At 67.4% G+C, this 19582-nt stretch carries 19 protein-coding genes; 7 read left to right on the top strand and 12 right to left on the bottom strand.

What is annotated here, in order from left to right:
• The first annotated feature begins 88 nt into the window (after window positions 1-88).
• Window positions 89-427 carry a hypothetical protein gene (locus NS6_RS08825; RefSeq protein WP_068039309.1) on the top strand — a complete coding sequence of 113 codons (339 nt, stop codon included), beginning with the start codon at window positions 89-91 and terminating at the stop codon, window positions 425-427.
• 80 nt (window positions 428-507) lie between these two features.
• On the opposite strand, the gene NS6_RS08820 is transcribed toward NS6_RS08825, so the two are convergent.
• The 4 genes from NS6_RS08820 to panB all read right to left on the bottom strand — a co-directional run bounded on the left by NS6_RS08820 (window position 508) and on the right by panB (window position 3779).
• A complete protein-coding gene (locus NS6_RS08820; RefSeq protein ID WP_068039306.1) occupies window positions 508-1392 on the bottom strand; it encodes a CHAD domain-containing protein in 885 nt (294 codons plus the stop codon).
• Window positions 1389-2354, bottom strand: coding sequence for a prolyl aminopeptidase (gene pip / locus NS6_RS08815; RefSeq protein WP_068039302.1), 966 nt, complete (start codon window positions 2352-2354; stop codon window positions 1389-1391). Before pip ends, NS6_RS08820 begins: the two co-directional genes overlap by 4 nt.
• Window positions 2354-2815, bottom strand: a complete 462-nt coding sequence (locus NS6_RS08810; RefSeq protein WP_068039299.1) for a hypothetical protein — start codon at window positions 2813-2815, stop codon at window positions 2354-2356. Before NS6_RS08810 ends, pip begins: the two co-directional genes overlap by 1 nt.
• A 91-nt stretch (window positions 2816-2906) precedes the next feature.
• Window positions 2907-3779, bottom strand: a complete 873-nt coding sequence (gene panB, locus NS6_RS08805; RefSeq protein WP_371859320.1) for a 3-methyl-2-oxobutanoate hydroxymethyltransferase — start codon at window positions 3777-3779, stop codon at window positions 2907-2909.
• A 166-nt stretch (window positions 3780-3945) separates the two neighbouring features.
• On the opposite strand from panB, the gene NS6_RS08800 reads away from it, so the two are divergent.
• The 3 genes from NS6_RS08800 to NS6_RS08790 all read left to right on the top strand — a co-directional run bounded on the left by NS6_RS08800 (window position 3946) and on the right by NS6_RS08790 (window position 9987).
• A complete protein-coding gene (locus NS6_RS08800; protein WP_068039296.1) occupies window positions 3946-5490 on the top strand; it encodes an alpha/beta hydrolase in 1545 nt (514 codons plus the stop codon).
• Window positions 5491-5576: 86 nt separating this feature from the next.
• Window positions 5577-6914 carry a glutamine synthetase family protein gene (locus NS6_RS08795; protein ID WP_068039293.1) on the top strand — a complete coding sequence of 446 codons (1338 nt, stop codon included), beginning with the start codon at window positions 5577-5579 and terminating at the stop codon, window positions 6912-6914.
• A gap of 61 nt (window positions 6915-6975) precedes the next feature.
• On the top strand, window positions 6976-9987 hold the full coding sequence (locus NS6_RS08790) for a bifunctional [glutamine synthetase] adenylyltransferase/[glutamine synthetase]-adenylyl-L-tyrosine phosphorylase (RefSeq protein ID WP_068039290.1): 3012 nt from the start codon (window positions 6976-6978) through the stop codon (window positions 9985-9987).
• A 35-nt stretch (window positions 9988-10022) separates the two neighbouring features.
• Here the strand turns inward: NS6_RS08790 and NS6_RS08785 are convergent, their stop codons facing one another.
• Both NS6_RS08785 and NS6_RS08780 read right to left on the bottom strand, forming a co-directional pair.
• On the bottom strand, window positions 10023-10439 hold the full coding sequence (locus NS6_RS08785; protein ID WP_068039287.1) for a PIN domain-containing protein: 417 nt from the start codon (window positions 10437-10439) through the stop codon (window positions 10023-10025).
• Window positions 10436-10726, bottom strand: coding sequence for a hypothetical protein (locus tag NS6_RS08780; protein ID WP_068039284.1), 291 nt, complete (start codon window positions 10724-10726; stop codon window positions 10436-10438). The genes NS6_RS08785 and NS6_RS08780 overlap by 4 nt, the downstream gene beginning before the upstream one ends.
• A gap of 121 nt (window positions 10727-10847) precedes the next feature.
• On the opposite strand from NS6_RS08780, the gene NS6_RS08775 reads away from it, so the two are divergent.
• Both NS6_RS08775 and NS6_RS08770 read left to right on the top strand, forming a co-directional pair.
• A complete protein-coding gene (locus NS6_RS08775) occupies window positions 10848-12368 on the top strand; it encodes an MFS transporter (RefSeq protein WP_245669204.1) in 1521 nt (506 codons plus the stop codon).
• A complete protein-coding gene (locus tag NS6_RS08770) occupies window positions 12355-12918 on the top strand; it encodes a TetR/AcrR family transcriptional regulator (RefSeq protein WP_068039278.1) in 564 nt (187 codons plus the stop codon). Before NS6_RS08775 ends, NS6_RS08770 begins: the two co-directional genes overlap by 14 nt.
• 116 nt (window positions 12919-13034) lie before the next feature.
• Here NS6_RS08770 and NS6_RS08765 read toward each other — a convergent pair whose 3' ends face one another.
• The 5 genes from NS6_RS08765 to NS6_RS08755 all read right to left on the bottom strand — a co-directional run bounded on the left by NS6_RS08765 (window position 13035) and on the right by NS6_RS08755 (window position 17998).
• Complete coding sequence (locus NS6_RS08765; RefSeq protein WP_245669203.1) at window positions 13035-13919, bottom strand: alpha/beta hydrolase; 885 nt, start codon at window positions 13917-13919, stop codon at window positions 13035-13037.
• 228 nt (window positions 13920-14147) lie between these two features.
• Complete coding sequence (locus NS6_RS35395) at window positions 14148-14276, bottom strand: putative transporter small subunit (protein WP_210747331.1); 129 nt, start codon at window positions 14274-14276, stop codon at window positions 14148-14150.
• A complete protein-coding gene (locus NS6_RS08760) occupies window positions 14273-15913 on the bottom strand; it encodes a sodium:solute symporter family protein (RefSeq protein ID WP_068039275.1) in 1641 nt (546 codons plus the stop codon). Before NS6_RS08760 ends, NS6_RS35395 begins: the two co-directional genes overlap by 4 nt.
• Window positions 15914-16371: 458 nt before the next feature.
• The gene (locus NS6_RS34585; protein WP_157112667.1) at window positions 16372-16563 is read right to left on the bottom strand and encodes a hypothetical protein; all 192 of its coding nucleotides are present in this window, start codon (window positions 16561-16563) and stop codon (window positions 16372-16374) included.
• A 34-nt stretch (window positions 16564-16597) separates the two neighbouring features.
• Window positions 16598-17998 (bottom strand): M20/M25/M40 family metallo-hydrolase, encoded by a 1401-nt coding sequence (locus tag NS6_RS08755; protein WP_068039274.1) that lies wholly within the window; start codon window positions 17996-17998, stop codon window positions 16598-16600.
• A gap of 74 nt (window positions 17999-18072) precedes the next feature.
• Here NS6_RS08755 and NS6_RS08750 point away from each other — a divergent pair, with 74 nt between their 5' ends.
• Window positions 18073-18807, top strand: coding sequence for a DUF4191 domain-containing protein (locus tag NS6_RS08750; protein ID WP_068039271.1), 735 nt, complete (start codon window positions 18073-18075; stop codon window positions 18805-18807).
• A 227-nt stretch (window positions 18808-19034) separates the two neighbouring features.
• On the opposite strand, the gene NS6_RS08745 is transcribed toward NS6_RS08750, so the two are convergent.
• Complete coding sequence (locus tag NS6_RS08745; RefSeq protein WP_068039631.1) at window positions 19035-19565, bottom strand: RDD family protein; 531 nt, start codon at window positions 19563-19565, stop codon at window positions 19035-19037.
• Window positions 19566-19582: the final 17 nt, after the last annotated feature.

The following is a 19582-nucleotide window of genomic DNA, read 5'->3' as shown; positions in this document are numbered from 1 at the left end:
ATAAGGTATGCGCGTCGGCAGGCTCGCCGGCGCCCTCCACTGTGCCGTCGAGCCGATTCATACCTATAAAAGACGGGTCACATCACATATGCGGGTAGTACGTACCTTGGCAGCCGGAGCCTTCATCGCCGGGGCCGCATCCGTTCTCGCCACCGTGGGCGCCGGTTCGGCCGGTGCGGTCGCGGTGACACCGATGCCCGAAGTCGGTGGGGTGCGGGTCGATCTCAGCCCCGCGGACACGCAGTGGGTGCACAACAACAATTTCGGGCATGTGCTCGCGGGTATCCCGCATCCGTCGGCTCCCTCGTTCGGGATGGCGCTGGACGCGGCCGCGGCGGTGTCGTCGGCGCAGCCGAACGGCCGGGTGGTTTTCACTGTGTTCGGTCCGTTGCACGAAATGAACGGGTCGATGCTGGCAGTGCAGTAGCGCGGCAACGTTTTCCGCGGCTCGGGCCGGTACCGGAACTCGGTGCCGGCCCGAGCCGTCCGGGTTCGGCCGCGTACGGCTCAGGATTTGTCGATCGCCGCCGCGGCCGCCGGATACCGGGCCAGGCACCGCCCGGCCGCGGTGTCCTCGGCGTCGGCGAGGGTTTCGTACAGGTGGGTGGCCTCACCGGCGGCGTGCGCGGCGGCGGCATGCACGCGGAGGGCGTCATACGATTCGACTGCGTCGCGGTGATCGCCGAGGACTGTCTGCAAGTGTTTGGCCCGGCCACCCAGGTCCGTGGCGAACTCACCCAGCACGGCTTCTGCGGCTTCGCAGGAGTACCGTAACCGCTTGGCGCTCTTGCGGATATCGTGCAGTAGTTCGACGCGTTCGGTAGGTGCCGCGGTCGGTTCGGCACGCACCAGCCGGCGTACCCGCTTACGGTCGGCCCGCAGAACGGCGTCGAAGACCTCGGCCGCAGGCGCCCCGCTCACCGAGGTGCTCAGCGGTGGATGCTTGCGCCACTTCTTCAGCTCGCCACGGACAGTCCGATAGCGGGTGCTGTCCAGGGCGGTGAGTACCGCGCCGTGGGCGGCGAGGTAGCGGTCGCGCTCCGCCCGGACCAGCCGCTTACGGGTGGGCTTCAATGCGGTGCAATCCTTTTCGGCATACCGGTCGAGGAGGTCGGCGAAACGGGCGCCGCGGACCTCGGCATCCCGGGCGACCCCCAGAATTCCGGCGAGCCAAGCCAATTCGGTGCGTACCCGGCCGGCGGTATCGGGGTCGAGCAGCCGTTTGTAGGAGCGCAGCACACTGCGCAGCCGCCGGGTCGCGACCCGCATCTGGTGCACCGAATCGTCGGCGTCGGCACGGACTTCCGGTTCGGCCGCGAGCAACCGTTCGATATCGGCACGCAATGCGGCGGTGAGAGCGGCGCCGGCCGTGCCGGGCTCAACCGGGCTCATCCGGGCACCGCCACAAAGGTATCGGTCGCTTCGACGAGGTGATGCACGATTGCGGGTTCGGTGGCCGAATGCCCGGCATCGTGGGCGATCCGAAGCCGCGATTGCGGCCAGGCCCGGTGCAGGTCCCATGCGCTGACCGCCGGGCAGACGATGTCGTGGCGACCCTGCACGATGATTCCCGGAATATGGGTTATCGCGCCGATATCGCGCAGCAGCTGCCCCTCGTCGAGGAAACCGCCGTGCCGGAAATAATGGTTCTCGATACGGGCGAAGGCCAGCGCGAAACGCGGGTCGCCGGCATCGGCCGTGCGCTCAGGGTCGGGGCGCAGTGTACTGGTCGCGGCTTCCCAGGTGGACCATGCGACGGCGGCGGCGGTCGCGACCTCCGGGTCGGTGCAGTGCAGTAGCCGGTGGTAGGCCTCCACCAGGTCGCCGTCGCGTTCGGCGGCCGGGACCGGGGCGAGGAACTTCTCCCACTCGTCCGGGTACACGTATCCCGCGCTGCCGTTGTAGTACCAGTCGATTTCTTTGCGGCGCAGCAGGAATATCCCGCGCAGCACCAGCTCGGTCACGCGGTGCGGATATTTCTGCGCGTAGGCCAGCGACAGCGTCGAACCCCAGGAACCGCCGAAGACCAGCCACCGCTCGATTCCGAGTTCGGCGCGCACCGCTTCGATATCGGCGATCAGGTGTGCGGTGGTGTTCACCGACAGGTCGGCACCGTCGGCGATATGCGGAGTGGAATTGCCGCAGCCGCGCTGATCCAGCAGCACGATCCGGTAGCGGTCGGGATCGAAGTAGCGGCGGTTGAGGGCGGAGGTGCCGCCGCCGGGGCCGCCGTGCAGGAATACCGCGGGTTTGCCGGCCGGGTTACCGCTGGTCTCCCAGTAGATCGCCTGACCGTCGCCGACCTCGAGCATGCCCCGGTCGTACGGTTCGATCGGCGGGTACAGGCTGCGCATCACAGCGTCAGCACGCCGGCCGCCAGCTCGGGCAGCTCCAGCGCCTCGAGGGCCTGGGTCCGCACATCCGGGCAGGCGGCGGAGGTGGCCCGGTCCACAATCGCGGTATCCCCCAGCAGCTGCTGATTTCCCACACCATTGGTGAGCGCCCATTCGTGCACCATGAGGTTCAAACCGATCCGGCCGATCGTCGGCCCCTGAACTCGCCAATTCGACAGCTCCGGCGCCAGCATGTCGCACAGGTTCTGCGCGGCGGCGTCCGAAACCTCGAGCGGGGTCGCGGGCGCGGTGCTCGTCGGCGGCGCGGTCGCGCTCGTGGTGGCGGAAGTGGCGGTGGAGCTCGCGGTCGGTGAACCGGTCTGCACACCACCACATGCGGTGAGCAGCGCCGCTCCGCACACTCCCGCCACCATCAAGGCGCCCCGTGCCGTCCGAACGGTTGTCCAAGCGCGTTGCCGCATCAGTACCTCTGTACTCGAGTCGAAAAACTTCCCGACACCGAGTTTGCCATCTCCGGCAGAGGTGGGAAGCGGCTCCGGCCCGGACGCGGGCTCAGAAGCTGTGTTCGGGGCCCGGGAACGTACCGCTGCGTACCTCGTCGGCATACGCGGCGGCGGCCGTGCGCAGGTCGTCACCCACGGCGGCGAACCGCTTCACGAACTTCGCGGTTTTGCCGCTGGTGTACCCGGCCATGTCCTGCCAGACCAGCACCTGGGCGTCGCAGTCGGCGCCGGCGCCGATACCGATGGTCGGGATGGTCAGCTTCTGGGTGACCTGGCCGGCGACTTCGGCGGGGACCATCTCCATCACCACCGAGAAAGCGCCCGCGGCCTGCACCGCGATCGCGTCGGTCAGCAGTCCTTCGGCGCCCGCGCCGCGGCCCTGGACCCGGAAACCGCCGAGGGTGTTCACGCTCTGCGGGGTGAATCCGATATGCGCCATCACCGGGATACCGGCGGCGGTGAGCAGGGCGATCTGATCGGCGACACGTTCGCCGCCCTCCAGTTTCACCGCGTGCGCGCCGCCCTCCTTCATGAACCGGGTGGCGGTCGCGAGCGCCTGTTCGGGGGAGCCTTCGTAGGTGCCGAACGGGAGGTCGGCGACCACCAGAGCGTGCGGGGCACCCCGGACCACGCCGCGGACCAGCGGGATCAGCTCATCGGTGGTGATCGGCACGGTGGTGTCGTACCCGTACACCACATTGGCGGCCGAATCGCCGATCAGCAGGACCGGGATCCCGGCCTCCTCGAAAAGGCGGGCGGTGGAGTAGTCGTACGCGGTGAGCATGGCCCAGCGTTCGCCCGTCGCCTTCATCTGCTGGAGATGCTGGACGCGGGTCGGGCGGCGAGCCGGTTTCGCGGAATCCGCGGCGCCGGGAGATTTCGCGGCGCCGTAGGCGGGAGTTTCCGCGGCGGAATCGGGCATGGCTGATGATTCGGACATCATCGTCCCTTTCGTCTCCTCGAGGCCCTGACCGGGTCCCCGGGTGGGTGTGACGCCTACCAGTGTGCACCCGCGGCGGAGCCGGAACTAACCCCGCGACCTGGTGCGGTTTGTCACATCCCCGGGTGTCGGCGCTGGTGGCGCTAGCATGGCGCCGGTGCGCAGTGGGTGGTGTGGAGTGCCGGCGGGTGTGCTGGCGGCGGTGGCGATCCTCGTCGCGGGATGTGCGGACGAGCCAGAGGTGGCGACGGCGCCACCGGCGCCCGTCCCCGCGGAGCTGACCCGCTTCTACGCCCAGGTTCCGCAATGGGAATCCTGCGTCGGGTACGTCGCACCGGAGGAGAGCCTGCCGCCGGCCGCGCAGTGCGCCCGGATCGAGGTACCGATCGACTACGCCGACCCCGACGGCCCGACCGCGCAACTGGCACTGTCGCGGCTGCGGGCGACCGGGCCGCGGATCGGGTCGCTGCTGCTCAATCCGGGTGGGCCGGGGATGTCGGGACTGTCCACCGCCACGATCGGCGGCGGGACGCCGGTGGCCGAACGATTCGACCGGGTGGGTTTCGACCCGCGCGGGGTCGGCGCGTCCACCCCTGCCGTGACCTGCCTGACCCCCCAGGAGGCCGATGCCGAACGTGCCGAAACACCCGCACCGAACACGCCCGAGGGAATCGCCGCCGACGAGGCCGAGAACCGCGAATACGCCGACCGCTGTATGGCGCGCAGCGGCGCCGATCTGCTCGCCCATATCGGGACCCGCGAGGTCGTGCAGGATATGGACGTCATCCGCGCGGTACTGGGCGATCCGAAGCTGAACTACCTGGGTTATTCCTACGGCACACGGCTCGGTACGGCGTATGCCGAGAAGTTCCCGGGCAATGTGCGGGCGATGGTCCTCGACGGCGCCATCGATCCCACGCAGGATCCGGTAGCGGAATCGCTGCGCCAGGCGGCCGGGTTCCAGCAGGCGTTCGACGCCTTTGCCGCGGATTGTGTGAAATCGGCGGACTGCCCGCTGGGCACCGACCCCGCACAGGTGATCCCGCGTTTCCGGGAGCTGGTGGATCCCCTGTGGGATACCCCTGCGGCCACCACCGATCCCCGCGGGCTCAGCTACGACGATGCGATCACCGGCGTCCAGCAGACCCTGTACAGCGCCGATTTCTGGCCGGTGCTCACCGTCGCACTCACCGAACTGAGCGAGGGGCGCGGCGATACCCTGCTGCAACTCGCCGATATGTACAACGGCCGCCGCGACGACGGCAGCTACAGCAACCTGACCGATGCCTTCAATGCGATCCGCTGCGTCGACGATCCCCGGGTCACCGATCCCGCCGTGGCCGGGCGCCAGGACACCGAATATCGTGCCGCGGCTCCCTTCCTGGACGACGGCCGCGGTACCGGCGCAGCGCCGCTGGAACTGTGCGCGGGCTGGCCGGTCCCGAACACCAGCCGACCGCACGAGATTTCCGTGGCGGGTCTGCCGCAGCTGGTGGTGGTTTCCACCACAGGCGATCCGGCGACGCCCTACCAGGCCGGCGTGGATCTGGCCGGGCAACTCGGGGCGGCGTTGATCACCCATGAGGGCGATAGTCACACTGTGGTGTTCAACGGCGGTGCGACCTGCGTCGACGATGCCGTGATCGACTATCTGGTCGACCTGAAATCGCCGCCCGAGGGGTTGCGCTGCTGAGTGATGCCCGTCCGCACCGGTGAACCGACACACAGCGCAGCGGCCATGTAACACGGATTTAACGCCAGGTGCTTACGCTCGCGGGCATGGATCGCCAGAAGGAATTCGTGCTGCGGACGCTCGAAGAGCGGGACATCCGATTCGTACGTCTCTGGTTCACCGACGTGCTGGGCTACCTGAAGTCCGTCGCCATCGCGCCCGCCGAACTCGAGGGGGCGTTCGAAGAGGGCATCGGATTCGACGGGTCGGCCATCGAGGGATTCGCCCGGATCTCCGAGGCCGATATGGTGGCCCGGCCCGACCCGTCCACCTTCCAGGTGCTGCCGTGGTCCTCCAGCAAGGGGCATCAGCACTCTGCCCGGATGTTCTGCGATATCACCATGCCCGACGGTTCGCCGTCGTGGGCCGATCCGCGCCATGTCCTGCGGCGTCAGCTGAACAAGGCCGGTGATGTCGGCTTCAACTGCTATGTGCACCCGGAGATCGAATTCTTCCTGCTGAAGAATCAGGCCGACGGACTGCCGCCCGTCCCCGCCGATACCGGCGGGTTCTTCGACCAGGCCGTGCACGATTCCGCACCGAATTTCCGGCGCCACGCCATCGACGCCCTCGAATCCATGGGGATCTCGGTGGAGTTCAGCCACCACGAAGGTGCTCCCGGCCAGCAGGAGATCGATCTGCGCTACGCCGACGCGCTGTCGATGGCCGACAATGTGATGACCTTCCGTTACCTGATCAAGGAAGTCGCCATCGATGAGGGTGTGCGCGCGACGTTCATGCCCAAACCGTTCTCCCAGCATCCCGGGTCGGCCATGCATACGCATATGAGCCTGTTCGAGGGCGAGGCGAACGCCTTCGCCGACCCCGACGATCCGGATAATCTCTCGGGGACCGCGCGGGCCTTCATCGCCGGCATTCTCGAACACGCGCACGAGATCAGCGCCGTCACCAACCAGTGGGTGAACTCCTACAAACGGCTCATCCACGGCGGCGAGGCGCCGACAGCGGCCTCGTGGGGCCGGTCCAACCGGTCGGCGCTGGTCCGGGTGCCCATGTACACCCCGAACAAGGCCTCGTCGCGGCGGGTCGAGATCCGCAGCCCCGATTCGGCCTGCAACCCCTACCTGACCTTCGCCGTTCTGCTGGCCGCCGGCCTGCGGGGGATCGAGAAGGGGTACGAACTGCCGCCCGAAGCCGAGGACGACGTCTGGTCGCTCACCGCGGCCGAGCGACGCGCGATGGGGTTCAAGGAGCTGCCCGGCACCCTGGACGAGGCGCTGAAGGCGATGGAGCGGTCGGAACTGGTGGCCGAAACGCTGGGGGAGCACGTCTTCGATTTCTTCCTGCGCAACAAGCGCCGCGAGTGGGCGGATTACCGGACCCAGGTGACGCCGTTCGAACTGCAGGAGTATCTCGGTCTGTAACGACGCGGCGGCGGGCGGGGGTCCGGCACACTTGCGGGCCGGTTCTGGGTAACTTGGGCTCATGGTCCGCCCCCCGTCCGCCCGGTCCGCCGTCCCCCGCGCCGGCCGGCTCGGATTGCTCGAGCCGACGGCCGCAGAATCGCTGACAACCCTCGGCTGGGACAATGTCGAGAGCATCGCGGTGCTGTGGTCGCTGTCGCGTGCACCGGACGCGGATCTCGCGCTCACCACCCTGATCCGGATCCGCGAATCCCTCGGAAGTGATTGGGACGCCCTGGATTCCGCGATCCGCGCCGAGACGACACTGCGTGGCAGGTTGTTCGCGCTCATCGGTTCCTCCACCGCGTTCGGTGATCACCTGGTGGCCGATCCGCGTTCCTGGACAATGTTGCGCCGCGAGGAACTGCCCGACCGGGACGAATTGGTCGCCGATCTACTTGCGGTGGTCGGCGCCGAACCGGAAACCGGGCCCAACGCCGCACCGATGTTGTTCCGCGCCACCGAATCCGGACCCGAAGTGGTGGCCGCGCTGCGCAAACGCTACCGCGATCAGCTCATGCTGCTGGCCGCCGTCGATCTGGCCGCGACCGTGGAGAACGAGCCGGTTGTCCCGTACGAGGTGGTGGGTCGCCAGCTCACCGCGCTGGCCGACGCGGCGCTCACCACCGCGCTCGCCGTGGCGGTGGCGCGGGTATGCCGCGACGAACCGTGTCCGGTGCGGCTGGCCGTGATCGCCATGGGCAAGAGCGGGGCCTGCGAACTCAACTACGTCAGCGATGTGGATATCGTGTTCGTCGCCGAACCCGCCGACGCCATCGCCACTCGCCTGGCCGCGGAGATGATGACCGTCGGTAGTTCTGCTTTCTTCGAGGTGGACGCGGGGCTGCGGCCCGAAGGTAAGGCCGGTGCCCTGGTGCGCACCCTCGAATCGCATCTGGCCTACTACCAGCGCTGGGCGCGGACCTGGGAGTTCCAGGCGCTGCTCAAGGCGCGTCCGATGACCGGTGATCCGGAATTGGGGGAGCAGTACCGCGCGGCCACGGACGCGATGGTGTGGACCGCCTCCGAACGCCCGGACTTCGTCCCCGATGTACAGGCCATGCGCCGCCGCGTGGAGAAGCTGGTGCCCGAGGACCTGCGGGATCGGGAACTGAAACTGGGCAGCGGCAGCTTGCGGGATGTGGAGTTCGCGGTGCAGCTCCTGCAGCTCGTGCACGGCCGGGTCGATCCGAAATTGCATGTGCAGGGCACTGTGGAAGCCCTGGCGGCGTTGACCGCGCGCGGTTATGTGGGTCGCGAGGACGCCGCCAACTTGACCGCCTCCTACGAGTTTCTGCGGCTGCTGGAGCACCGGCTGCAATTGCAACGGCTCAAACGCACACATACCCTGCCCGCCGCCGACGACGAGGAAGGTATGCGGTGGCTGGCCCGGGCCGCGCATATCCGGCCCGACGGCAAACGGGACGCCGCCGGAGTGTTGCAGGTGGAGCTGCGCCGCAACACCAGCCGGATCCGGCGCCTGCACACCAAACTCTTCTACCGGCCGCTACTGGAATCGGTGGCCAGTATCGAATCGGCCGCATTGCGGCTCGGCCCCGACGCTGCCGTCCGCCAGCTCGCCGCGCTCGGATATGCCGACCCGGAGCATGCCCTCGGCCACCTGCGTGCCCTCACCAGCGGTATCTCCCGGAAGGGCCGGATCCAGGCACTGCTGTTGCCGACACTGCTGGCCTGGCTCGGCGACACCCCCGACCCCGACGCGGGCCTGCTCGCCTACCGGCGGGTATCGGAAGGCCTCAACGATCAGGACTGGTATCTGCGAGTGCTGCGCGACGAAGGCGCGGTGGGGCAGCGGTTGATGATGGTCCTGGGTTCCTCGGCATACCTGCCCGACCTGCTCATCAACGCCCCCGAAACCATCCGTATGTTCGCCGACGGCCCCGAAGGGCCGCTGCTGCTGCGCCCCCAGCCGGCGGATGTGGCGGGCGGGATCCTCACCGCCGCCGATCGCTACGACGACCCGAAACGTGCTGTCGCGACCGCCCGTTCGCTGCGCCGGCACGAGCTGGCCCGGGTGGCCTCGGCGGATCTGCTCGGGTTGCTCGATGTACCGCAGGTCTGCACCGCGCTGTCGTCGGTGTGGGTGGCGGTGCTCGAGGCCTCGCTGCGGGCGGTGATCCGGGCGAGCGTCGCCGAACGCGGCGCCCCGGCACCCGCGGATTTCGCGGTGATCGGGATGGGCCGGCTCGGCGGGATGGAACTCGGTTACGGCTCGGACGCCGATGTGCTGTTCGTCTGCGATCCCCGGCCGGGCGAGGACGAGCACGTCGCGGTGAAATGGGCCAACGGTATCGCCGAGCAGGTGCAGAAACTGCTCGGCGCACCCAGCACCGACCCGCCGCTACAGGTAGACGCCGGCTTACGTCCCGAGGGGCGTAGCGGGCCGCTGGTGCGCACGCTCGCCGCCTACGCCGCCTACTACCGCCAGTGGGCGCAGCCCTGGGAAGTGCAGGCACTGCTGCGGGCCCATCAGGTGTCCGGTGACCAAGACCTCGGGCTGCGGTTCCTGCACACGATCGATCCGGTGCGGTATCCGGCCGGCGGTGTCTCCGCCGACGCCGTGCGCGAGATCCGGCGGATCAAGGCCCGGGTGGATTCCGAACGGCTGCCCCGCGGCGCCGACCCCGCCACCCACACCAAACTGGGTCGCGGTGGACTCGCCGATATCGAATGGACCGTGCAACTGCTGCAGTTGCGGCATGCGCACGAGGTGCCGGAACTGCACAACACCTCGACCCTGGAAGCGCTGGACGTCATCGCGCGACACGAATTACTCGGCGCCGAGGACACCGATCTGCTCCGGCAGTCCTGGCTCACCGCCACCGCGGCCCGCAACGCGCTGGTGCTGGTGCGCGGGAAACCCAGCGACCAGCTGCCGGCGCCGGGCCGCACCCTGTCGGCGGTGGCGCGGGTTGCCGGCTGGCCGAGCGACGACGGCGGGGAATTCCTGGACAACTACCTGCGGATCACTCGCCGGGCGCGTGCGGTGGTGGAACGAGTGTTCGGCGTCTGAGCTGTGTGCGGTGCCAGGCGCCGACCCGGCTCGGCTCATACCCCCAGTGCGCGTACTCGCTTACCGCAGAGCTGCACCATATCGTCGACATCCGAGGTGAGGATGGCGACGGGTTTCACCGCGCGTAGTGCAGTAGCGGCGACTACCGCGTCGATCGCGTAATTGTGACCGTGTAAGCCTGCCGTACGCAGCAGTTCCATGGCGTGGAACGAGATCTCGTCGGTCACCGGCTCGATCCGCAGGCGGGATAGATGCCAGTGCAGTCGATTGCTGTTCGATCGCACGTCGAACGCTTCGATGGGGGTGAGGGCGCTGACGACGACTCGCAGATCGTTGTCTTGCGCCTCGCGGACGTAGGCCGTTACACGTGGGTCGGCGCTTACCCATTTGGACAGTCCTTCGCAGTCCAGCACCAGCGTTCCGGCGCTCAGGCGGCTCGACCGGCGTGTCACGTGTCCTCCAGGCGCAGGTCCGGATCTGTCTTGAGCTCACGAAAAAAGGTGGCGGCCTCATCGCGGAAGTCTGCTGTTGCGGATCCGGCGTGTTCCTCGTTGGCCAGCAGCGCCTCTTCGAGGAGATCCCGTTCGATCTGGCGTTCGACTGCGGCATCGACATACGCGGAAAAGCCGCGTGTCCCGACCCGCTCCCGAATCGCCCGAACATTCCCGGCGCGTAGCGACACGCTGACCTTCGATGCCGGCCCGTCGCCGGGAGAGTGCTCCGCATGTGCCGCTGTCATGCCACTACTTTACTACTCGAAGTAGGAATTCGCGGGCTCGGCAACTCGAACGGCGACGCTTCGCGTGTAAAAGCTCACTCGAGCGCTTCAACAACTCATTCGAGTGGTTAAGGTGGTCGACGTGACTGACTTGGAAACCCCGCTTCGTGCCGGTCGCCGGGAATGGGCGGCACTGGGTGTGCTGGTGCTGGTCGTAACGCTGCTCGCCGTCGACGCCACCGTGCTCTACCTGGCAGTTCCGGCGTTGACCGCCGATATCGGACCGAGTGCCACGCAACTGTTGTGGATCGGGGATATCTACTCGTTCGTGCTGGCGGGCCTGCTGATCACGATGGGGAACCTGGCCGACCGGATCGGCCGGAAACGGCTGTTGCTCATCGGCTCCGCGGCTTTCGGAATCGCATCGGTGATCTCCGCGTTCGCGCCGAACCCCGAAACTCTCATCGCCGCCCGCGTGCTGCTGGGTGTGGCCGGCGCGACGCTGATGCCCTCGACATTGTCGATCGTCCGGGCGATGTTCGCCGATCCGAAACAACGCACCACCGCGATCGCGTTCTGGTCGATGGGTGCGACCGCCGGTGCGGCACTGGGCCCACTGGTCGGCGGCGTGCTGCTCGAAAACTTCTGGTGGGGCTCGGTGTTCTTGATCAACCTGCCCATCATGGCGTTGGTCCTGATCGCCGGACCGATCCTGATCCCCGAGTCCCGCGGCGGCGCCACCACTCCCATCGATCTGCTGTCCTCGCTGCTGTCGATCGTGGCGATCGTCCCGCTGGTGTATTCCGTGAAGCATTGGGTCGGCAGTGGATGGGACTGGACGATCCCGGTCTGCGCGCTGCTCGGCCTGGCCGCCGGATGGGCCTTCCTGCGCCGGCAGCGGCGGCTCACCGATCCACTGCTCGATATCACCCTGTTCCGGCTGCCTGCGTTCTCGGGCGCGGTGGCTGCCAACGGGTTGGCGATCTTCGCGTTCGTGGGCCTGCTGTTCTTCTTCTCCCAGTACCTGCAACTCGTTCGTGAGTACGGACCGTTGCAGGCCGGGCTCGCCGAACTACCGACGACCCTGGCGGCGATGGTGGTCATCGCCTTCGTCGGTTGGCTGGCGGCGCGGCTGGGCGCCGGGCGGGCGATCGGGCTGGGTCTGGCTGTCGGTGCGGTCGGTCTGGTCGGGATCGGCCTGACCACCTCCCAGACCACCTACTGGGGACTCGGCATCGCGCTGGTCGTGATCGGGCTGGGCACCAGTGTGGCGATGACACTGTCGACGGACGCAGTGGTCTCGGCAGTACCGAAAGAGCGCGCCGGTGCCGCGTCCGCCATCGCGGAAACCGCCTACGAGCTCGGAGTGGCCCTGGGGATCGCGGTCCTCGGTTCGGTTCACCTGGCAATGTACCGCTCGCATCTCGACCTGCCGGCCGGCACGAACGGTGCCGACGCGGCGGCGGCCGAGCAGTCCCTCGCAGTAACGGTCGATACCGTCACCGATGCGACGGTCGTCGAGCACGCCCGATCAGCGTTCGCCGATGCGGTGCAGACGACCTCGTTCCTCGCTGCCGGGCTCCTCGTCGTCTCGGCGGTGGTGGCCTGGCGGGTGATCCCCTCGCCGCGAGGTGCTCTGGAGAAGGCTCATGACGCGCACTGAACCGGTCCCCACGCGAGACAAGGAACGCACTCGCCGCGCGATCCTCGACGCGGCCGAACAGATGTTCGCCGAGAACGGATCCAAGGCGAGCCTCGCTGCTATCGCGAAGGCGGCGAGCGTGACCCAAGGCGGTCTCCGGCATCATTTCCCCAGTCGCGCGACGCTGTTGTCCGGGGTGGTCGAGCACAGCATCGGGCGCTGCTGGGACGAGATCCGCGCTCATATCGACCTCTCCGAGAACCGGCCGGGAAAGTTCACCCGCGGCTATATCCGCGCGATGACCGGTGACAGCAACCTCTACGGGTGCATTCTCGATCCGATCGGACTGAGTACCGCGCTCGGCAACCTGTCGGAGGTCGAATCGCTGTATGCGCGTGACGCCGAAGAACTGAACGCTGCCTTTGCCGCAGACGGGCTGTCCCATGCGCGTGTGCTGATCATCCGCTACACCGCGGACGGGCTTGCCGTCGCACGGTCGACGCCCTACTTGAGCAGTGCCGATCTCGCTGTGGCGCGAGCCGAACTACTGGCAATGACAGAGGAGCCCTGACACCTGCCCGCGCCCGGACGGACAACGCGTAGAAGTGCAGGCCGACCGGCGGGGCGTACCCGATACCTTCTCCTTCCCGCCAGCACGATCGGCTCATCGGCCGGCAGGTTCGCGGATCACACTCCTGCGGCGTCCGATTCGCCGGGCTCCGGCAGCCGGGCGGTCAACCAGGTGACAACATCGGCGAGGACCTGATCGCGTTCGGGCTCGTTGAAGATCTCGTGGTACAGGCCGTCGTATCGGCGGACCGTGAGATCCGTGGTGCCCGCATGCTGTTCGATCCGATCGGTACTCGCCGGTGCGGCGATGGCATCGGCGGTTCCGTGCATCGCCAGAGTCGGTACGCGCAACTGCGGCAGCCGGTCGAGCACCTGCCCGGCGGAGGTCAGGATTTCGGTGGCCGTACGGGCGGGGAGTTTGCCGCGGAAGACGAGCGGATCGTTGTCGTAGGCGGTGACTACGGCCGGGTCGCGGCTGATCTGCGACGAATCCAATTTCAGCACAGGCAGGTTCGGGGCGAGCCGGGTGAGCACCGGCGCCAGCAACCGCTGGACCGGGTTCCCGGCATCGATGAGCAGCGGTGGCGCCGAGACCACCACGCCCGCAACGTCCAGCGGCGCCCGGGTCGCCAGGTACAGCGTGATCAGCGCACCCATCGAATGCCCGATCACGAAAACCGGCACGCCGGGATACTCCACTCGCACCACTTCGAGCAGGGCCGCCACCTTGTCCGCGGCATCGTCGATCGAACCGAGGTTGGCCGGCGCGCCGATACGTGCGGATTCGCCGTGCCCCACATGGTCCAGCGCGGCGACCGCGAACCCGTTCGTGGCGAGCGTGCGGCCGATATGGTCGTATCGGCCGGAATGCTCCGCCACGCCGTGGACGAGCACGATCACCCCGCGCACCGGTGCTTCGGGCACCCAGCCGCGGCGGCGGAGCCGGTGACCCGCATGCTCGAATTCTCCGCGCTCCACGCGGATGTTCTGGTCGCCGGTCACTGGTCCTCCTTCGAAGCCGGTATCTGCGGGCCGGCCGCGACCCCGCCACCTCGGTGTGGTGAACCCCGGCGCGTCAGCGGCCCCTACCTGCGGCTCGGCGAGCGCGGTGAGCGGGCGTCGATAGCCTTCGGTCAGCCGAGCCTAGTTCACGCGAGACCGGTCGTTCGCCGTTTCGTGGCAGCGTTGCGGCAGGTCCGTTCGTCGTGACCTGCCGCAACGCCGACCGGACTAGATGATGTCGCGGCCCTGCGCCTTGGCCTCACGCCACTCTCTGACGAACGCTCGCACGATGACGAACAGCACGCCGGTGACGATCAGCGGCCAGATCACTACATAGAGGGTGAGCAGGGCAGTCATACGGTTTCCTTTCCGGCCGGGTCCAGGGGATCCGGTTGCGTTTCCTGCACCGGTGGGGCGTCGAAATCACCCGTGCGTTCCTTGATGAGCGCGAAGTCGAACTCCCGCTTGGCCAGCAACGTCAGCACGACGCAGGTCACGGTGCTCACGGAATAGGCCACCAGGGATCCGGACAGTACGGGGTAGGTGTGCAGGAACCCGATCGCGAACGGCGCGGAAGCGAGGGTCGTGACCGTGCCGACGATCAGGGCGACACGTGTGCCGAAGAACCCGAACGCCATCATTCCGAGCACCACACCGATACCGAGCGTGGCCCACACATCGGAGACGATGCCGAAACCACCCGAGAGGTCCACCCAGGAGAACCGGACGGGGATGAACGCGGCCAAACCCAGCACCACCGCCGCGCTGAAGGCGAGGTTGGTGACCCGGTTCCAGTAGAAGCTCGCGATCACCGGGAATACCAGCGCGCCCCACATCGCACCCACGAAGACCAGGAGGTCCAGGATGTTCAGCTGGGATCCGGCGAAGTAGAGCGCCGCCGCGATGGCGACGATCATGGTGATCCGGCCGATGAGGATCATCGTGCGGGGGTCCGCATGTTTCTTGCCCGCCACGTTGTGTCCATAGATATCGGCCATCGTGATGGAGGCGAGCGCGGTGAGATCGGCGTCGGCGGTCGAGGACAGCGAGCCGATGATCATCACGAAGAACAGGCACAACAGCACCGGGCCCAGATACGTCGCCGCCATCTGCGGAATGAGGTTGTTGACGTCGCCGTCCATCGGCTCGACACCTGCGTACAGCGCAATGACACCGAGCATGCCGATCCCGATGATGGTGGCCCCGTACCCGACGGTCGCGGTGACGAACGTCTTCTTGATCAGATCCTCCCGCACCGCGAACAACCGCTGCGCGATCGTCTGGTTGCCGATGGCGTAGGCCAGCACCGCCGCGATATAGGGGGCGCCCTGGTTGAAGAACGCATCGGAGGAGAAGAAGTCGCCCTGCTGCGGGGTCAGGTTGGCTGCCCCGGTCTCGAACAGGGCGGGACCGCCCGCGGCGAAGAAGACCACCGGAATAATGATCACGACCGCGCCGAGCATGGCGAGCACTTGCACGAAATCGGTCAGCACCGAGGCCCGGAACCCTGACCAGAGCGTGTACAGCAGAATCCCGGCCGCGATCGCCACGATGCCCTGACTGAAGGTGAACGGCGTGAGCATGCCGATGAGCGCACCACCCGCGATCAGGTTCGAGGTCAAGCTGATCACACTGCCGATCACATTCGATCCGGCGAGCATGAGCTGGCTGGATCGGCCGTGCCGGGCGTACATGACCTCCGCGATGGTGTGCGCACGTGGTGCGACCTTGCGGATACGTCGCCCGAACGGGTAGATCAGCAGGATCATCAACGCGCCCCACAACCCGTAGTGAATGGGGCCGGAGATCCCGTAGGTGTATCCGGACGTGGCCGATGCGTACATCGACGACGCCCAGATCCACGTGGCTGTCATCGAGGCCGCGGAGATCCCGAAACCGATGCGGCCGCCCCCTGTCATGTACCCGTCGGCGTTTTCCTTCTTCCTGCTGATCCGGATGGATATGTACAAGCTGCCACCGAAGAACAGGAGCATGAGCAGGATTACGACAGGTCCCGATAGGCGTTGTAGCTCGCCCACAGCGTTCTCACTTTCTCGTCATGAACTCGGCCCACCGCGAAAGGGTGCCGAGCGAACGGCCGGATCCGAACGCCGCGTCAACCGGGCGCAGCGATGCGCCCGGCGCAGTCGGTAATGCGCTGTGCAAAATCCACAGTTCTCCTTTCCTGCGGTGTGCCACCGCAGAATGAGCGCTGCCCGTGCGGTGCTCATCCTCGATCAGTGGAAGCGGTCGTGTCCCGGACGCAGAACGGCTACCTTCCTGGCGGTAGGCGCAGTGAAGCCCTGCTCACCCGCGGATGTTCGAATGCGTGGCATGCGGATATCCCGATGGGAACTGCTGAGGCAGGGCCTGCCGCGAAACGCCTGGCACAGTCACCAAGCGATGTGAAGTCCACAGATTTCTGTGCGCGGTTGCGCCGCTCGGCTGTGTGTCAGGCAGCGGCAGACTCTCCGGGGTCGGCCCCGGAGGTGAATCCATCCGACATGGAGGCGGTAGACGGTAGCGCTACCTGGCTACCGCGTACCGAGACGCCGACCGTCGACGGGATGGATGTCGCGGTGGCGATTTCGCTGACAGGGCGCCCCGAACCACAGAATTTCGACTCGAAACAACCCATACTCATGCGGGTGACCCTATCTGATGGTCTGGTCCGCTGATCAGGAGAGCGCGCTGAACAGCCGCCGGTTGAACTCGATCAGCCGGGCGTAGTTCACCCGCGACAGCCGCTCATCGTTTCCGTGTATCCGCTCCAGATCGGTGGCAGTGAGCTGGATCGGCGCGAAGTTGCAGCGGGTCGCGGCAAGGTCGTCGTAGTGGCGGGAATCGGTGGCACCTGGTACCAATCCGGTGGTTACGGCTGCCTCCGGCGCCACCTGCCTGGTGAGTTCGGCGATCAGGTCGAACTGCGGTCCCGGCGTGGGCGCAGGGGAGGGTTCGGCCGACATCCCCACCAGTTCGATCGACACCCGGGGATCGCGCACCGTCCGGCGGCAGTGCGCGAGCACCGACTCGACCGTATCGCCGGGCAGGATCCGGAAATTGATCAGCGCCTCCGCCTGCTGCGGCAGTACGTTCGCCTTCACCCCGCCCCGGATCACTGTCGGAGCCGTGGTGGAGCGTACGAGCGATTCGGTCTGCGGGGTCGCGGCCAGGATCCGGGCGACCATCGGCGCCGCCGCCCCGGCGAACCCCAGCAGGCGGCGTTTGGCCGCGGGCAGATGCGGCCGCAGGCGGGCGAGCATATCGGTGACCACGGGCGTTATCCGCAGTGGCATCGGATTGTCCTGTATCCGGCTCACCGCCCGAGCCAGTCGCCCGATAGCCGTTTGCCGTCCCGGCATGGAGGAATGCCCGCCCGAATCGGTGACCGACAGCCGGACCGTGGCATACCCCTTCTCGCCGACCATGATCGTGGCCACCGGCACCCGCACATCCTGCACGATCCCGTCGGTGATCACCCCGCCCTCGTCCAGCAGCAGATCCGCCCGCACCCCGCGTGCACGCAACCGGTCCGCCATCTGCACCGCACCCGTATCGCCGAACACTTCCTCGTCGTGGCCGAAGGCAAGGTAGACGGTGTGCCGCGGCCGCAGCCCGGCGGCCAGCGTGGCTTCAGCAGCCTCCAGGATCGCCAGCACCCGGCTCTTGTCGTCGATCGCGCCGCGACCCCAGATGAACTCCTCGTCCACCACACCCGCGAACGGCGGGTGGGTCCAGCTGCCGAGGTCGTCGGCCGGGACCACATCCTGATGTGCCAGCAGCAGGGCGGCGGTCCGGGTGTCGTCTGTCCCGCGCCAGGTATAGAGGCGGCTGTGGCCGAACGACTCGAGTTCGAGTTCGGCGTGCACCCGCGGGAAGGACTGTTCCAGGTGGGCACCGAGCCGGCGGAACTCCGTGTCGAGGGAAGCCGGTGCCGCGGCCGAGTCCGGCTCCGCACCGGATACGGCGCCCTCCTCACGGGATACGGTGACACAGCGCAGCGCCACCGCGAGCCGCTCAGCGGTGGCGTCGTCGACCGGGTCGCCGGAAAACGGAAGGGCCTCGAGGTTGGTGGACATCCCTGTATTGTCCTCGCGAAGGCGGGCACCGTCCCCTGACCGGCGGCCGGAGTGTGGGCATTATTGTGGGAGCCATGGCAGCAGGCAAGCCCGACAAAGAGGCGAAGGCCGCGGCGAAAGCAGCGCGCAAACAGCAGTCGAAGGAACGTCGTCAGCAGATCTGGCAGGCGTTCCAGATGCAGCGCAAAGAGGACAAGCTGCTGTTGCCGCTGCTGATCGGCGCCGTGCTGATCACCACGCTCGTACTGTTCGGAATCGGTTTCCTCTTCGATGTGCAGTGGTTCCTGCTGCCTCTGGGCCTGCTGCTGGGTGTGCTGTTCGCCTTCATCATCTTCGGCCGGCGCGTGCAGAAAACCGTCTACGGCAAGGCCGAGGGCCAGGCCGGAGCCGCGGCCTGGGTACTGGACAACCTGCAAGGCAAATGGCGGGTCAGCAACGGTATCGCCGCCACCACCCAGCTCGACGCCGTGCACCGGGTGATCGGGCTCCCCGGCGTGATCTTCGTGGCCGAGGGCTCACCTCAGCGGCTGCGGTCGCTGCTCGCGCAGGAAAAGAAGCGCACCGCCCGCCTCGTCGGCGACACCCCCATCTACGACGTCGTGGTCGGTAACGAGGAAGGCCAGGTCCCGCTCAAGGAACTGCAGCGTTACCTCACCAAGCTGCCCCGCAATATCGACACCAAGCGGATGGATCAGATCGAAGGCCGGCTCAGTGCCCTGAGCGCCCGCGGCGGTCCGGCGATGCCGAAGGGCCCGATGCCGACGAACGCCAAGATGCGCGGTATGCAGCGCACAATTCGCCGCAGGTAGCGCAGGAATCCGCCCGCCGGCCCATGGTTCGCCGGAGTCCCGACCCGGCACACCGCCACCGGTACGCCTCTGCTATCACTGGCCCGACAGTTCACCTCTATGGTTCGGGGCCCGTCTCGTTCTGGAGCGACAGAGCGGGGGAGCGAAGCGGAGGAGCGTCGGAGTGAAGAACGAGACCCATAGGGCCCCGAACCCTGCGACGCCGAAGGCGGCGCCATAGATACAGCTCAGCGTGTGCGTACCACCGCGGTGCCCGTGGCCCGGTCGTGCATTCCGCGTCCGTCGCCGTCGGTGAACAGCGCCGGCACCACGAAGGTCAGCAGGATCTGCCGGGCCAGCGCACGCACGAAACCGACCCGCACGGGTGCGTCGATCCGGATCACTCGCAACCGCAGGAAGTACTGCCCCGGTGTGAACCCGAAGAGCGCCACCGCGACCAGGCCGATCACCATCCACACGATCCACGTCGGCGTGCTCAACGCCCCCGATACGGCCTCGAATGCCGTCGGCTGGGCGACGCCCGGCGGCAGCTCGGTCTCGGCGATGATCCGATCCGGGTTCGGTCGCACGATCAGCGCGGCGATACCCATGGCGATCACCCAGTCGACGGCCATCGCCGTGATCCGCCGGGCCATCCCGACCAGCGATCCCGCGCCGCTGCGGGGGAGCCCGATATGTTCGCCCGCGTATTCGCTCGGTTCCGGATCGCCCGGTGTCTCGGCGGGTCCGGTGAGCCAGGATCCGGTAACACGTGCCATGAACCCCAGGATAGGCC

Origin of the sequence: Nocardia speluncae NBRC 108251 (assembly GCF_001613245.1) — a bacterium.
Classification (GTDB): Bacteria; Actinomycetota; Actinomycetes; order Mycobacteriales; family Mycobacteriaceae; genus Nocardia; species Nocardia speluncae.
Note: the sequence above shows the minus strand (reverse complement) of the source record. Positions and strands in the feature narration are given on the sequence as shown.

Excerpts from the sequence above, each read along its gene's own strand:
- NS6_RS35395 (WP_210747331.1), bottom strand. The coding sequence starts at position 14,276 with ATGACTGCCCTGCTCACCCTCTATGTAGTGATCTGGCCGCTGATCGTC.
- NS6_RS08820 (WP_068039306.1), bottom strand. The coding sequence starts at position 1,392 with ATGAGCCCGGTTGAGCCCGGCACGGCCGGCGCCGCTCTCACCGCCGCA.
- NS6_RS08750 (WP_068039271.1), top strand. The coding sequence starts at position 18,073 with ATGGCAGCAGGCAAGCCCGACAAAGAGGCGAAGGCCGCGGCGAAAGCA.
- NS6_RS08800 (WP_068039296.1), top strand. The coding sequence starts at position 3,946 with ATGGCGCCGGTGCGCAGTGGGTGGTGTGGAGTGCCGGCGGGTGTGCTG.
- NS6_RS08825 (WP_068039309.1), top strand. The coding sequence starts at position 89 with ATGCGGGTAGTACGTACCTTGGCAGCCGGAGCCTTCATCGCCGGGGCC.
- NS6_RS08795 (WP_068039293.1), top strand. The coding sequence starts at position 5,577 with ATGGATCGCCAGAAGGAATTCGTGCTGCGGACGCTCGAAGAGCGGGAC.
- NS6_RS08755 (WP_068039274.1), bottom strand. The coding sequence starts at position 17,998 with ATGTCCACCAACCTCGAGGCCCTTCCGTTTTCCGGCGACCCGGTCGAC.
- NS6_RS08810 (WP_068039299.1), bottom strand. The coding sequence starts at position 2,815 with ATGCGGCAACGCGCTTGGACAACCGTTCGGACGGCACGGGGCGCCTTG.
- NS6_RS08790 (WP_068039290.1), top strand. The coding sequence starts at position 6,976 with ATGGTCCGCCCCCCGTCCGCCCGGTCCGCCGTCCCCCGCGCCGGCCGG.
- NS6_RS08770 (WP_068039278.1), top strand. The coding sequence starts at position 12,355 with ATGACGCGCACTGAACCGGTCCCCACGCGAGACAAGGAACGCACTCGC.
- NS6_RS34585 (WP_157112667.1), bottom strand. The coding sequence starts at position 16,563 with ATGAGTATGGGTTGTTTCGAGTCGAAATTCTGTGGTTCGGGGCGCCCT.
- NS6_RS08745 (WP_068039631.1), bottom strand. The coding sequence starts at position 19,565 with ATGGCACGTGTTACCGGATCCTGGCTCACCGGACCCGCCGAGACACCG.
- NS6_RS08780 (WP_068039284.1), bottom strand. The coding sequence starts at position 10,726 with ATGACAGCGGCACATGCGGAGCACTCTCCCGGCGACGGGCCGGCATCG.
- NS6_RS08760 (WP_068039275.1), bottom strand. The coding sequence starts at position 15,913 with ATGCTCCTGTTCTTCGGTGGCAGCTTGTACATATCCATCCGGATCAGC.
- pip (WP_068039302.1), bottom strand. The coding sequence starts at position 2,354 with ATGCGCAGCCTGTACCCGCCGATCGAACCGTACGACCGGGGCATGCTC.
- panB (WP_371859320.1), bottom strand. The coding sequence starts at position 3,779 with ATGCCCGATTCCGCCGCGGAAACTCCCGCCTACGGCGCCGCGAAATCT.